The following is a 13,134-nucleotide window of genomic DNA, read 5'->3' as shown; positions in this document are numbered from 1 at the left end:
CACACCGGCGCGGGCGTGGTTACGCCGACGCACCGGAGTCGCGCCGGCGGCCCGCCAGCACGCCGTACGCGACGCCCGCGACGCCGACGACGATGCCGACGGTGCCGAGGACGCGGGCGGTGGTGTCGCTGCTGTCGCCGGAGCCGGACGAGGAGGAGCTGTCGGCGGCCGTGTTCTGCGCGGCCGCCTCGGTGTCGTCACCGGCCTTGGCGCCCGACGCGCCGTGGGCGTCGTCCTCGGCGGCGGACAGTTCCAGCACGGGAGCCGGGGTGTCGGGCTCCTCCTGGCCCTCCTGCGGCACCTCGATCCAGCGCACGACCTCCTTGTTGGAGTACGTCTGGATCGCCTTGAACACCAGCTGGTCGGTGTCCTCGGGCAGCGCGCCGAGAGAGACGGGGAACTTCTGGAAGTAGCCGGGCTCGATGCCCTTGCCCTCCGCCGTCCAGGTCACCTTGCTGACGACCTCGGTGAGCTGCTTGCCGTGCGAGTCCAGCGGCTTGTCGAGCTTGGACTTGGTGACCTCGGCCTTCCAGCCGGGGACCGGCTGCGGCATCACGGAGGCCAGCGGGTGGTCGGTGGGGAAGTTGATCTCCAGCTTGGTGGTGGAGGCGTTGTCGCGCTCGTTGGGGACCTTGAAGCCGACGGTCGCGTAGCCGCCCTTGGCGGCGGCGCCCTCCGGCTGCACGCTGACGTGCGCGAAGGCGGGGGCGGACAGGGCGAGGACGGCGATGCCGGACACGGCGCCGGCGGCGGCGATACGGGAAGCCTTCATGGACGGAGCACTCCGCTTCGAGTGGGTCACCGGTACGGGGCCGGTGACGGATGTCGGATGACAGGAGGAGCGCGCGCACGCGCGCGTGCCGCACGACGGCGGCCCCTCCGTACTCCGGAAGCGGTCGCGTCGTGTCAGGCGGCGAGGGCGAACGCGTCGCTCGGCGGTCCGCGCCTGATCACCGTGTGCTGGAGCGCCGTGGCGCACGGGCGCGGCGGTACCGGCTCGGCGGCACGCGGCGGGCGCGGGCCCTTGCCGGGAGCGCCGGCGAGACCGGCGTGCAGCGCGCGCACCAGGGAGAGCGCCGCGCGCAGGGCGCGGACGAAGGCCGCCTCGGCCACCGAGTGGGCCGACTGCGCCGACAGTTCGATCAGCCGTGCCAGGGCGAGGTCCCCGCGGCGCAGCAGCCAGCCGGCGGCCAGGGCGGCGAGGACGTGACCGAGCAGCATCGGCAGGGACGGCAGCAGGGCGGCGGAGGTGCCGGCCAGTGCGTCGGCGGGCTGGTGCGCGGCGCCGGAGTGGGCGCCGGCGGCCGGGGCGATCCGCGCGTCGGTGAGGATGCGCTGGGCCTCGGCCGGACTGATCGCCGCTGCGGTGGTCCCGCAGACCAGTCGTGCGGCCTGCTGGATCAGTGAGGCGTCGGACGGCGCACCCGAACCCCCCGTGGCCGCGCCTGCGGCCGTGACCGCCGTGGTGCCGTGCTGGCCCAGGCCGAAGAGGGTGTGCAGAGCCGTCTGGCCGACGGTGAGCAGCACCGCGATGCCGGGCAGCGAACGTTCGCGTCCGGCGAGGGGCGCGGCGACCAGGACCGCCCCGAGGAATCCCGCGCCCAGCGACCACAGCGGGACGCCGGCGCAGGAGGCGAGAGTGTGCCCCGCCGCGGCCAGCACGACGCAGACCGCGGCGAACACCGCGGCCCGCAGGATCCGGAGATCGTTTCCGGAGCACGTCGTTGGCGGGTGGGGGGCAGTCATGGCGGCCTCATCATCGCACTGGCGCCACCCGTCCCGTACGGCAGGTCCACAAGATGCCGTACGACCGGAAGATCATCGTTGGGTGCGAGTTGCCCCGCATACACCGATCGGCGGCAGGGACGCATCCGCCGTTCGGGCGGTCCGGCGCGGACAGGGCGCTTACGTCCGGATACGAGGGGCAATACGTAACGGTATGTCGAGCCGCGGCCGGGAGGCTGGAGCATGAGCATCTGGTGGTCACTCCATCTGCGGCGCGAGGCTGCGAGCGTGCCCCTGGCCCGACGCCTGCTGATCGGCACCATGGAGACCGCGGGCGTCGACCCGGACATCTCCTTCGACCTCTCCGTCGCCCTGAGCGAGGCCTGTGCCAACGCCGTCGAGCACGGCGGCGACGACGAGCCCGGCGGCCCCTCGGAGGCGTACCGCGTCACGGCCTACCTCGACGGTGAACGGTGCCGTATCGAGGTCGCCGACACCGGCCCGGGCTTTCCCGCCGGTGGCACGGGGGCGGGCGTACTGCCTCCAGCGCCGCCGGTCGAGGCGGAGAGTGGACGGGGTCTGTGTCTCATCCGTGAACTCGCCGACCACGTCCACATCGGGAGCACGCCGGGCCGGTCCGGGTCCGTGGTGAGCTTCGACAAGATCCTCAAGTGGCGGGAGGACACACCGCTGGTGGCGGTATGACTCCGTCGACACCCGTTGGCATGCCGACGGCCGGGCACCTTCGCGGTGCCCGGCCGTCTCTCGTGTGCCGGTGGCGTCAGCCCTTCAGCGCGGCCATCCACTCCTCGACCTCGTCCGACCGGCGCGGCAGCCCGGCCGACAGGTTCCGGTTGCCGTCCGCGGTGACGAGGATGTCGTCCTCGATGCGGACGCCGATGCCCCGGTACTCCTCGGGCACGGTCAGGTCGTCGGCCTGGAAGTACAGGCCGGGCTCGACGGTGAGGACCATGCCGGGCTCCAGCGTGCCGTCGACGTACGACTCGACGCGTGCGGCGGCGCAGTCGTGGACGTCCATGCCGAGCATGTGACCGGTGCCGTGCAGTGTCCAGCGGCGCTGCAGGCCCAGCTCCAGCACGCGCTCGACCGGTCCCTCGACCAGGCCCCACTCGACGAGCCGCTCGGCCAGCACGCGCTGGGCGGCGTCGTGGAAGTCGCGGTACTTGGCGCCCGGCTTGACCGCCGCGATGCCCGCCTCCTGGGCGTCGTACACGGCGTCGTAGATCTTCTTCTGCAGCTCGGTGTAGCGGCCGTTGACCGGGAGCGTGCGCGTGACGTCCGCGGTGTAGTAGGTGTGCGTCTCCACGCCCGCGTCGAGCAGCAGCAGGTCGCCGGAGCGGACCGGGCCGTCGTTGCGCACCCAGTGCAGGGTGCAGGCGTGCGGACCGGCGGCGCAGATGGAGCCGTAGCCGACGTCGTTGCCCTCGACGCGCGCGCGGAGGAAGAAGGTGCCCTCGATGTAGCGCTCGCTGGTCGCCTCGGCCTTGTCGAGGACCTTCACGACGTCCTCGAAGCCGCGCACGGTGGAGTCGACGGCCTTCTGCAGCTCGCCGATCTCGAACTCGTCCTTGACCAGGCGGGCCTCGGACAGGAAGACGCGCAGTTCCTCGTCGCGTTCGGCGGTGACCTTGTCGGTCAGGGCCGCCTCGATGCCGGCGTCGTAGCCGCGCACGACGCGCACGGGGCCGGTGGCCTCGCGCAGGGCGCCGGCCAGTTCGCGCACGTCGGAGGCGGGGATGCCGTGCAGCTTCGCGGCCTCGGTGAGGGAGTGGCGGCGGCCGACCCACAGCTCGCCCTGGCCGTCCAGCCAGAACTCGCCGTTCTCGCGGTCCGAGCGGGGCAGGAGGTAGATCGTGGCCTCGTGACCGTCGCCCTTGGGCTCCAGGACCAGGACGCCGTCCTCGGTCTGGTTGCCGGTCAGGTACGCGTACTCGACCGAGGCGCGGAAGGAGTACTCCGTGTCGTTGGAGCGGGTCTTCAGGTTGCCCGCGGGGATCACCAGGCGCTCGCCGGGGAAGCGGGCGGACAGCGCGGCGCGGCGGGCCGCGGTCTCGGCGGCCTGGGCGATCGGCTCCAGCTCGTGCAGCTCGGTGTCGGCCCAGCCGGACTTCATGTTCTCGGCCAGCTCGTCGGACACGCCCGGGTACAGGCCGTTCTTGCGCTGCTTGATCGGCTCCTCGGTCTCGTCCGGGGTCTCCGGGTTCTCCGGGGTGAGCTCCTCCGCCACGGTCATCCTCCTAGGTACGGCACTGGACCACCCCCATCGTACGGTCGTACGTAAGGGGGCCCAGGGCCGAAGGACCTGTTACCCGGGAGCGCTACCGTCCGTTATCCGCCGCGGACCCGGCGTAGACGTCCGTTAATCGAACCGGACCGCCAGCAGAACCACGTCCTCCGCGGAGTCCGCCTCTGCCTTCCCGCCCGGCAGCACCGTGCGCAGGACGTGCTCGGCGACGGCGTCCGGGTCCTGCCGCGCGGCCCTGGGCACGCCGGCCGCCGCCGCGTGCAGCCGGGCGAAGGCGCGGTCGGCCGGGTCGCCGGTGCGGTGCAGCAGTCCGTCGGTGTACAGCAGAACCGTCTCTCCCGGCTCGGCCTGCACCTCCACGCTCGGTGCCTCCCAGCAGGCGAGCATGCCCAGCGGCGCGGAGACGGAGGTCTCGACGTACTCCGTGCGCCGCTGCCCGATCAGCAGCGGCGGGCTGTGTCCGGCGCCGGCCAGGGTGAGCCGGCGCAGCGCGGGCTCGCAGTAGCCGAACAGGGCGGTGGCCGAGCGGGCGGGCTCGGTGAGCCGCAGCAGCAGTTCCAGGTCGGACAGGACCGCGACCGGGTCCTCGCCCTCCATCACGGCGTACGCCCGCAGGGAGGCGCGCAGCCGTCCCATCGCGGCGACCGCGCTGGGCCCGGCCCCGGTGACGGACCCGACGGCGAGCCCCAGCGCGGCGTCCGGCAGCGGCAGGGCGTCGTACCAGTCGCCGCCGCCGCGCGGTCCGGTGCGGTGCCGGGCGGCGAGCTGGACGCCGGGCACCCGGGGCAGGCGGGAGGGCAGCAGTTCCTCGGCCAGCGTCGCCATGGACGCGCGCGTGCGCTCGACTTCCAGCATCCGGGCCAGGTGCGGTGCGGCGTGCCGGGTGTAGAGGCCCGCGAGGTGGCGCTGCCGTTCGTCGGGCTCGGCGGGCTCGTCGTAGAACCAGACGGCGGCTCCGAGGCGCGCGGTGCCTTCGGCGCTCTCGTTGTTTCCGGTACGTGCGGTACTACTTCCGGCCACTCCGTGGTGGCTTCCGGTGCTGCCCGTGCTGCCGGTGCTTTCCGCGGCCAGCGGCAGTGCGTAGCTGGCGGCGTAGCCGAGGCGGGCGGCGACCTCGCGGTGGCGGGGGTCGAGCCGCTTCTCGGCGAACAGGTCCGGCTCGGCGAGCCCGCCCTCACCGACCGGCAGCCCGTCCAGAATCCGCCCGTGGGGCAGGGCGTCGCGGGACACCGTCTCGATGTGGCCCAGGTCCGCGCGGTCGAGCCCGAGGCCGACGGTGGTGTCGGGGCCCAGTCCGTCGGCCGGTTCCAGGGTGACGAGACCGCGCCGGGCGCCCACCAGGGCGGCTCCGGCGCGCAGCAGTTCCTGCAGGCCTTCGGCCAGGGAGTCCGTACGGACCAGGCGCTCGGTGAGTTCGTGCAGGGTCGTGAGGTCCGAGACCCAGCCGGCGAGCCGGTCCTGGAGCTGGGCGCCGGGGGCGCAGGAGGTGCCCGGGTGGTCCGTGACGTCCGCGGTGTCCGTGGCGCTCTGCGGCGCGGCCGGGGAGGTGCCGGGGCCGGTGGACGCGACAGTGTGTGCGGGGGACGGAACCGTTGAATCGATTCCGGCCACTTTCGCAGGGTGCGGGGCGTTCATGGTGTCCGGCCTTCCGACCGGCGCTTACTGCTCAAAAGCATCGCGAACCCCCATGTCATTCTGCGCCGCTAGCAGTGTCTCCACATGTACACGCACTCGTAAGGAGATGTCCAGCATTGTCCTGCCGGGATTCCTGGTGTCCGTGGGGTGCGAGTGTCCTCCTTCTCGACCTCTTGCGGAAAAGAGAAAATGGCTTGAAACTGCCCTAGAGGACGTCTTGTTGCGGTCGACTGGGGGTGCTTTACGGAGCGTCACAGCGGTCGTGATGGGTACGTACTCGGTGAAGGCCAGGGGTGGTTGGGGGCCACTCGGAACCTGGCGGCGGACCCGGGCGTCCTATCCACCGACGACCGTGCCCCATCCTCCCGTGGCGGAGGCGGAGAGAAATACGCGCGACGGCAAAACGCCAGACTTCGCCACCCCCGCGCCACGCCCATGCTTTTGATGGACGCAGTGCGGACGAACCGTCCCGGACGCAGTCAGTGCTCGGCCCACAGGGCTTTCCCTCGCCCTTGGCGGAGGCGTCGTCGGCGGAAGATGGCCCTCGGCAGGGGTGTGATGCGCCACCAGCTACGCACAGCGAAGTGATCGACACATGGTGATGTGACCACGGTGTTGCCAGGCGTGCAACGGAAAGGAACGAGCGCTCATGCGCGAGATCCTCGGAAGGCGACGCAGGCTCTTGTCCCAGCACGACGACGGGCGGCCTGAGCTCATCGGCGCGGCCCTGACCTACGCGACACAATGGCAGTGGCCCGTACTCCCGGGAGCGGCGGCGGACCCGCGGGCGCGGTCGCGCTGCGGCTGTCCCGACCCCGAGTGCACGGTGCCCGGCGCGCATCCCTTCGACCCCGGGCTCCTCGCGGCCACCACCGACGCGCGCATGGTGCGCTGGTGGTGGAGCAACCGGCCCACCGCGCCGATCGTCCTGGCCACCGGGGGCGGCGCCCCCTGCGCCGTCTCCCTGCCCGCCCTGCCGGCCGCCCGCGCGCTGGCCGCGCTCGACCGCGCCGGCATGCGGCTCGGCCCGGTCGTCGCCTCGCCCACCCGCTGGTCGCTGCTGGTGCGGCCGTACTCCATGGAGCAGCTGGGCGAGCTGCTGTACGCGAAGGACTTCGTGCCCGGCTCCCTGCGGTTCCACGGCGAGGGCGGCTACCTCGCACTGCCGCCGTCCGAGACCGGTCCGGGCGCCGTCCGCTGGGAGCGGGCACCGCTGCCCGGCTCCGCCTCGCCCTGGGTGCCCGACGTGGAGGCCGTGGTGGACGCGGTGGTCGACGCCCTCACTCGTACGGGTGTGAGCGCGCCCGAGTTGTAGGGGTGCCCGGCGCGCGCGGAAGGGCGCGCCCGCCGCCGTCGTTATCGTCCGCCCCATGCCGCTTCATGCAGGGGAGCACCGCGTCGCCCGGCGGTACCGTGCCTTCGGGCGGTACCGCGTCGTCGGGCAGCACCGCGCGGCCGGGCAGTGCCGCGCGTGGCCGCGCCGGGGCCGGCCGGACCGTCGTCGGGCCCGGCTGTACGGACTCGCCGCCATCGTGGTGTGTGCGGTCGTACTGCCGTTCGCGGTGGCGTCCGCGGGGCCGTCGGGTGACAGGCCGGGTGACGCGGAGGAGACCCCCGCGACCGTCCCCCTCCTCTCGCGGGGCGGTGACGGCAAGGCACCAGGGGACGCGGGAGCCGACGAAGGAGCCGGTCGAGGCCGGGCCGAGGCTGCCGCGTCCGCCCGCTCCCCACTGCCCGCGGGACCGGCAACCGCAGTGCGCTGCGGTCCCGAACTCACCTCCCCGGAGGGCGTCGAGGCCCAGACCTGCGTACTCACCCAGGGCACGGGGAGCGGCACGCGGACCTGGGCGCGGACCTACTACCGCAACGCGACCGGTGACCCGCTGGAAGCCGTGCTGAGCCTTCTGGGGCCCGACGGGCGCAGCGTGCGGATGCGCTGCGAGGTCGGCGCCGAGGACGCGCCGGGCACCTGCGAGACGCCGAGGGAGCCCGTACGCGGCGGACCGGCGGCCTATACCGCGGTCGCGGAGTTCGCGGGCCGGGCAGGGTACGGGCCGCTGCTGCTGCGCACCGGGAGCAACCGTGGTGACGGCGGTACCGGAAGCGGTGGTGCCGTGGGCGACGGGAGTAACGGGGGCAACGGGAGCGTCAGGAGTGATGAGGGCCGACGGGGCAACTCGACGACGGAGACGCGGAGTTGACGAGCGGTCGCGGTGCGTGGGTGACCCGGCGCATGGAAAGACCCGGTTGCTGGCGACGGGGGATGCACCAGCAACCGGGCTACTCGAACGGTAACAAGAGATCGGCGGTTAGCAAATTCGATCTCCCGTTTTCCGGTCACCGACTGGCCTGTTCGGGCCGGGAGTTGTGACCGGAGTCACGCGTGTGCCGCCGGATGTCCCGGCTGACCGGTCGGTCAGCCGGGACGCCTTCCGCTGCGGCGGGGGTCAGCTGAGGGTGACCTGCCGGTTGGTCAGGCCGCCGCGTGCCCGGCGCTCGTCCGGGCTGAGCGGGGTGCCCGCCGCCAGCGCCTCGGCGAGACGCTCCGCGAACTCGGCCGCCGGCTTCTCGATGTCCTGCGCGGTGACCTCGCTCGGCAGGTCCCACACCGGAACGGTGAGCCCGTGCGCCCGGAACGAGCCGACGAGGCGGGTGCCCTCGCCGAGCGACGACCGGCCGGCCGCGTGCAGCCGGGCGAGAGCGTCCAGAAGTCGCTCCTCCTCGTGCGGCATGACCCAGCGCAGGTGGTTCTTGTCCGGCGTCTCGCACCAGTAGGCGAAGTCCACGCTTTGGAGCCGGACGGTCGGGATGGCCGCGGCGTTGGCGCGCTCCAGGGAGGCGGTCACCTCCGGGGTGGCGTTCTCCGGGTCCGGGACCCAGAACTCGAAGCCCGGGTGCACCTCGGGCTGGAACGGGCCCTCGGGAGCGAGCAGGTCCTGCAGCCGGGGCCCGCCGGACGGCGCGCGGCGGCCCTGCACGGGGGTGCCCGGCTGGGCGGTCAGCGCCCGCTGGAGGGTGTCGGCGAGGTCGCGGCTGATGTCACCGGAAGCCGTGTCGTTCTGCAGGCCGAGCAGGACGGAGCCGTCGTCGCGGCGCAGGGCGGGCCAGGCCATCGGCAGCACCGTGGCCAGCGTGACGGACGGAACGCCTTCGGGCAGGCCGTCCTTCAGGGTGAGCTCGGCCGTGGCCGCCGGGACCAGTTCGCGCAGGGCCACCCAGTCGCACTCGCCGGGGAGCCCCTCGAACGGGCGCTGCACCAGCTCGGTCGTGGCGTGTGCGGCGGCACGGCCGTGGCAGGCCTTGTAGCGGCGGCCACTGCCGCACGGGCAGGGCTCGCGTGCGCCGACCACCGGGATCTCACCGTCCGTGAGCTGCGGCCGCTTGGCCTTCGTCTGGGGTCGCTTCTTGGCCATCGTGGGTGTCTCCCGGTTGCGGCTCAATCTCGTACGGGCGCGAGCCTAGCCGCTCCCACTCCGGCCGACGGGACCCTGTGGACAACCGGGCGCTTGTGTACAACGAGCCGACGGTGGGCGGCTGGTCGGGTGGGCGGCGGGCTGTTTGCCGCCGACGGGCGGCCGATGAGCGGCCGATGAGCGGCCGATGAGCGGCCGACGGGGCGCCGCCGGGGCGCCGACGGGGCCGCCGACGGGGCGTCTCTCCCACCGGCCGGGACGGCTGTCACCGCACGCCACGTGACCGTCGGGCCGACCGGCCTGCCGACCACCCCCGCCCGCACCGTGTCCCGCCGCGGGGACGACCGTCACCGTGCCCCGCGCGGGCGCTGATCAGCCCACGTCGTCGAAGGCGTCCGCGAAGTCCAGCCCGGGGATCTCCGACACCGCGGGTGCCGTGATCCGGGTGGCGAAGTCGTCCCGCCGGTGCCCGGCGTCCGGGTCGTGCACGTCGTCGTGGACGACGACCCAGACCGTGACCTCCCCGCGGGCGTCGTCCCGTACGCCCCAGTCGTCCGCGAGCGCCGTGATGATGTTCAGCCCGCGGCCGCCGTGCGCGGTGACCGAGGGGGTCGCCGGCGCCGGGCGGGTCGGGCCGCCGCCGTCCGTGACCTCCACCAGGAGGCGTCCGGCCGCGTCCACCTGCCATGCGGCGCGGACGTCGCCGTCTCCCGCCAGGGCGTCGCCCAGTGGGCGGCCGTGCTTGCACGCGTTGCTCAAAAGCTCCGAAAGGACCAGTACGGCGTCGTCGATGACCGATTCCGCCACACCGCCGCCGCGCAACTGCTCGCGCATCCGGCGCCGTGCCTTCCCCACGCCCGCAGGGCCATGGGGAACGGCCATGCTCGACGACGTGGGCACCTCCTGTGCCACCACCAACGCCACCCCCGAGACCTCCTTCGCCCCACGCCACGGTGTGGATGCCCTTCTGGCCTGAACCGGAAACCGGCCGGTCCCCGCCCAGTGACGCATTCGACACGGTCGAACACGTACCGAACGCGCCGGAGCACTCCCCGTAATCGTGTGGCTGGATTTCGTCGGTGTGGCCGAGTCCGGAGAATGGGCCAGCGAGACCGCCGGGTCAAGGTTTCGGGACGAATCAGCGACGAAGCGACGGCGAATCAGCGGCCGAGATGGTCCAGTACCGCGCGCGGCCGGTTGGTGATGATGGCGTCGACGCCCAGGCCGGCGCAGAGATCGACGTCGTCGGACTCGTTCACGGTCCACACGTGCACCTGGTGGCCGGCCTGCTTCAGGCGCTCGACGTAGGCGGGGTGGTTGCGCACGATCCGGATCGAGGGGCCCGCGATCCGGACACCGGCGGGCAGCCGGCCGTCGCGCAGCCGGGGCGAGACGAACTGCATCAGGTAGACCGTCGGCAGGGTCGGCGACGCGGCCCGCACCCGGTGCAGCGAGCGGGCCGAGAAGCTCATCACGCGCACCGGGGACTCGGCGGCCGAGGCGGGAGCGTCGAGTCCGAACCGCTTCAGGAGCAGCAGCAGCCGATCCTCCACCTGCCCCGCCCAGCGCGTGGGGTGCTTGGTCTCGATGGCCAGTTCCACCCGCCGCCCCGCGTCGGCCACCAGCTGGAGCAGGCGCTCCAGGGTCAGTACGGAGGTCTCCTCCCGGTCCTCGGGCCGGTGCTCCCAGTCGGGCTGCTCGTCGCGCGTGCGCCAGAACTCACGGGTCCTGCGGGCGCCGAAGTCCAGGGCGGCCAGGTCGGCGAGCTCCAGGGCCGACACCGCGCCGCGGCCGTTGGACGTACGGTTGACGCGCCAGTCGTGCACGCAGACCAGGTGGCCGTCCGCGGTCAGGCGCACGTCGCACTCGAGGGCGTCCGCCCCGTCCTCGATAGCCTTCCGGTAGGCGGCGAGGGTGTGCTCGGGAGCGTCCTCGGACGCGCCACGGTGGGCGACGACCTGGATCGGTTGTTGTCGTGCATGGGTCACCGCGTCATGGTGCCACCGCGCGCGGGTATACGTGCCGTCGGAGCCGTCGGCAGCTATCGCCAGTACGTCCGTTTAGTCTTGGATGTCCCATGTAAGGGCTGTCCGTGGACCCACAGCAACCGCTTATGGTGCTCTGACGGCCCGTGGGAAAAGCTGATGGCATACGAAAACACCGCACATCCGCGCCGCGCCGGACCGCGGAGCACCGCGTGAGCGCGGCCGAGGCCGGCCGATGTGACGAAACCGCCCGTGGACCGGGAAAGACCCGTGGACCGGAAGACAGCCGTGGAACGAGGAGAGAAGCTGTGAGCACCGAGAACGAGGGCACCGCGGTACCCCCGGCCCCGTCCGCGCCTCCAGTGCCGGTGGACTCTCCCGCAGCCTCCTCCCACCAGGACCCCCAGCCGCCGTCCCCCGCGCCGACGGCACCGCAGCCGCAGGACGGCCAGGCACCGGCCGCACCCGCCGCCGCACCCGGCGCCCAGGCACCCGGCTCGCCCCACCAGTCCTCCGCTCCCGCCCCCCACGACCCGGCGGCGCCCCAGACACCCGGCGTGACGCACAGCGCCCCGGACGCCTCCTGGCCCCCGCCCCCGCCCCCGGGCACCCCGCACTACGGCGGAGGAGGCGGCGACGGCCACGGCGGCGAGGGCTACGGCGGTGGTGGTTACGGCGGCGGTGGCTACGGCGCCGGCGGCTGGGGCGCCTCGTACCAGCCCCCCGCTCCGAAGGCGGGCCGGGGCCGTGGCGGACTGGTCGCCGGACTCCTGGTCGCCGCGCTGGTGGCGGGCGGCCTGGGCGGCGGCCTCGGCTACACCCTGGCCAAGAACAACGACGAGTCCGGCTCCACCACGGTCTCCGCCTCCGACACCGGCGGCTCCGTCAAGCGCGACGCGGGCACAGTTGCCGGAGTGGCCGCCGAGGCGCTGCCCAGCACGGTCACCATCCAGGCCGAGGGCAGCAACGGCGAAGGGGGCACCGGCACCGGGTTCGTCTTCGACAAGCAGGGCCACATCGTCACCAACAACCACGTGGTGGCGGAGGCGGTGGACGGAGGCAAGCTCAGCGCCACCTTCCCGAACGGCAAGAAGTACGAGGCGCAGGTGGTCGGCCACGCCCAGGGCTACGACGTGGCGGTCATCAAGCTCGAGAACGCCCCCTCGGACCTCAAGCCCCTCCCCCTCGGCAACTCCGACAAGGTGGCGGTCGGCGACTCCACTATCGCCATCGGCGCCCCCTTCGGCCTGTCCAACACGGTGACGACCGGCATCATCAGCGCCAAGAACCGCCCCGTGGCCTCCAGCGACGGCAGCGGCACCAGCAAGGCCTCCTACATGAGCGCCCTCCAGACCGACGCGTCGATCAACCCGGGCAACTCCGGCGGCCCCCTCCTCGACGCGCAGGGCAACGTCATCGGCATCAACTCCGCCATCCAGTCCACGAGCAACGGCGGCTTCGGCACCGGCCAGGCCGGTTCGATCGGCCTGGGCTTCGCCATCCCCATCAACCAGGCCGAGTTCGTCGCCAAGCAGCTGATCAAGACCGGCAAGCCGGTGTACGCGAAGATCGGCGCCTCCGTCTCCCTCGAGGAGACGACGAACGGCGCGAAACTCACCGAGCAGGGCGTGAACGGCTCCGAGCCCGTCGAACCGGGCGGCCCCGCGGACGACGCCGGCCTCAAGCCCGGTGACGTCATCACCAAGCTCGACGAACGCGTCATCGACAGCGGCCCGACCCTGATCGGCGAGATCTGGACCCACAAGCCCGGCGACGAGGTCACGGTCACCTACGAGCGCGGCGGCAAGCAGCACACCACGGAACTCACCCTGGGCTCCAAGATCGGCGACGACTGATCCCACCCCCACGCGCCGACCCGCTACCCTTGTCCCGCGCCGTCGATCACGAGCGGCGCGGGGTGGGTTGCCCGAGCGGCCTAAGGGAACGGTCTTGAAAACCGTCGTGGCGCAAGTCACCGTGGGTTCAAATCCCACACCCACCGCATGGATTGATGGCCCCTGACCAGGCGTTACGGTCGGGGGCCGTCGTCGTGTCCGGTGCGGGCCGGGTGCTGTGGGGCGGGCCGGTGGTGCGGTCGGCGCGAATCCGT

The 13,134-nt window shown here is 72.9% G+C and carries 11 protein-coding genes and 1 tRNA gene; 5 read left to right on the top strand and 7 right to left on the bottom strand.

Going from position 1 to position 13,134, the window contains the following annotated elements; translation table 11 throughout:
- Positions 1-19 precede the first annotated feature (19 nt).
- On the bottom strand, positions 20-772 hold the full coding sequence (locus AMK11_RS11580) for a YcnI family copper-binding membrane protein (RefSeq protein WP_073725973.1): 753 nt from the start codon (positions 770-772) through the stop codon (positions 20-22).
- Between the two features lie 134 nt (positions 773-906).
- Positions 907-1,746, bottom strand: coding sequence for a hypothetical protein (locus AMK11_RS11575; RefSeq protein WP_073725971.1), 840 nt, complete (start codon positions 1,744-1,746; stop codon positions 907-909).
- Between the two features lie 222 nt (positions 1,747-1,968).
- Here AMK11_RS11575 and AMK11_RS11570 point away from each other — a divergent pair, with 222 nt between their 5' ends.
- Positions 1,969-2,430, top strand: coding sequence for an ATP-binding protein (locus tag AMK11_RS11570; RefSeq protein WP_073725969.1), 462 nt, complete (start codon positions 1,969-1,971; stop codon positions 2,428-2,430).
- A 76-nt stretch (positions 2,431-2,506) separates the two neighbouring features.
- Here the strand turns inward: AMK11_RS11570 and AMK11_RS11565 are convergent, their stop codons facing one another.
- Both AMK11_RS11565 and AMK11_RS11560 read right to left on the bottom strand, forming a co-directional pair.
- Complete coding sequence (locus AMK11_RS11565; RefSeq protein ID WP_079187425.1) at positions 2,507-3,973, bottom strand: aminopeptidase P family protein; 1,467 nt, start codon at positions 3,971-3,973, stop codon at positions 2,507-2,509.
- A gap of 132 nt (positions 3,974-4,105) precedes the next feature.
- Positions 4,106-5,626: a PP2C family protein-serine/threonine phosphatase gene (locus AMK11_RS11560; RefSeq protein WP_073725965.1), complete on the bottom strand. Its 1,521-nt coding sequence runs from the start codon at positions 5,624-5,626 to the stop codon at positions 4,106-4,108.
- A 649-nt stretch (positions 5,627-6,275) separates the two neighbouring features.
- Here AMK11_RS11560 and AMK11_RS11555 point away from each other — a divergent pair.
- Complete coding sequence (locus AMK11_RS11555) at positions 6,276-6,941, top strand: bifunctional DNA primase/polymerase (protein WP_073725963.1); 666 nt, start codon at positions 6,276-6,278, stop codon at positions 6,939-6,941.
- A gap of 55 nt (positions 6,942-6,996) precedes the next feature.
- Positions 6,997-7,827 (top strand): hypothetical protein, encoded by an 831-nt coding sequence (locus AMK11_RS11550; RefSeq protein ID WP_241846949.1) that lies wholly within the window; start codon positions 6,997-6,999, stop codon positions 7,825-7,827.
- 246 nt (positions 7,828-8,073) lie between these two features.
- Here the strand turns inward: AMK11_RS11550 and AMK11_RS11545 are convergent, their stop codons facing one another.
- From AMK11_RS11545 to AMK11_RS11535, 3 genes are all read right to left on the bottom strand, one after another.
- Positions 8,074-9,039 (bottom strand): DUF5926 family protein, encoded by a 966-nt coding sequence (locus AMK11_RS11545; RefSeq protein ID WP_073725961.1) that lies wholly within the window; start codon positions 9,037-9,039, stop codon positions 8,074-8,076.
- 372 nt (positions 9,040-9,411) lie between these two features.
- Positions 9,412-9,963: an ATP-binding protein gene (locus AMK11_RS11540; protein ID WP_241846948.1), complete on the bottom strand. Its 552-nt coding sequence runs from the start codon at positions 9,961-9,963 to the stop codon at positions 9,412-9,414.
- 236 nt (positions 9,964-10,199) lie between these two features.
- A complete protein-coding gene (locus AMK11_RS11535; protein WP_073725957.1) occupies positions 10,200-11,027 on the bottom strand; it encodes a glycerophosphodiester phosphodiesterase in 828 nt (275 codons plus the stop codon).
- Positions 11,028-11,332: 305 nt separating this feature from the next.
- Here AMK11_RS11535 and AMK11_RS11525 point away from each other — a divergent pair, with 305 nt between their 5' ends.
- Complete coding sequence (locus tag AMK11_RS11525) at positions 11,333-12,880, top strand: S1C family serine protease (RefSeq protein ID WP_073725955.1); 1,548 nt, start codon at positions 11,333-11,335, stop codon at positions 12,878-12,880.
- A 61-nt stretch (positions 12,881-12,941) separates the two neighbouring features.
- Positions 12,942-13,026, top strand: a tRNA-Ser gene (locus AMK11_RS11520).
- The last annotated feature ends 108 nt before the right edge of the window (positions 13,027-13,134 follow it).

The organism is Streptomyces sp. CB02414 (assembly GCF_001905385.1).
Taxonomy (GTDB): Bacteria; Actinomycetota; Actinomycetes; order Streptomycetales; family Streptomycetaceae; genus Streptomyces.
Note: the sequence above shows the minus strand (reverse complement) of the source record. Positions and strands in the feature narration are given on the sequence as shown.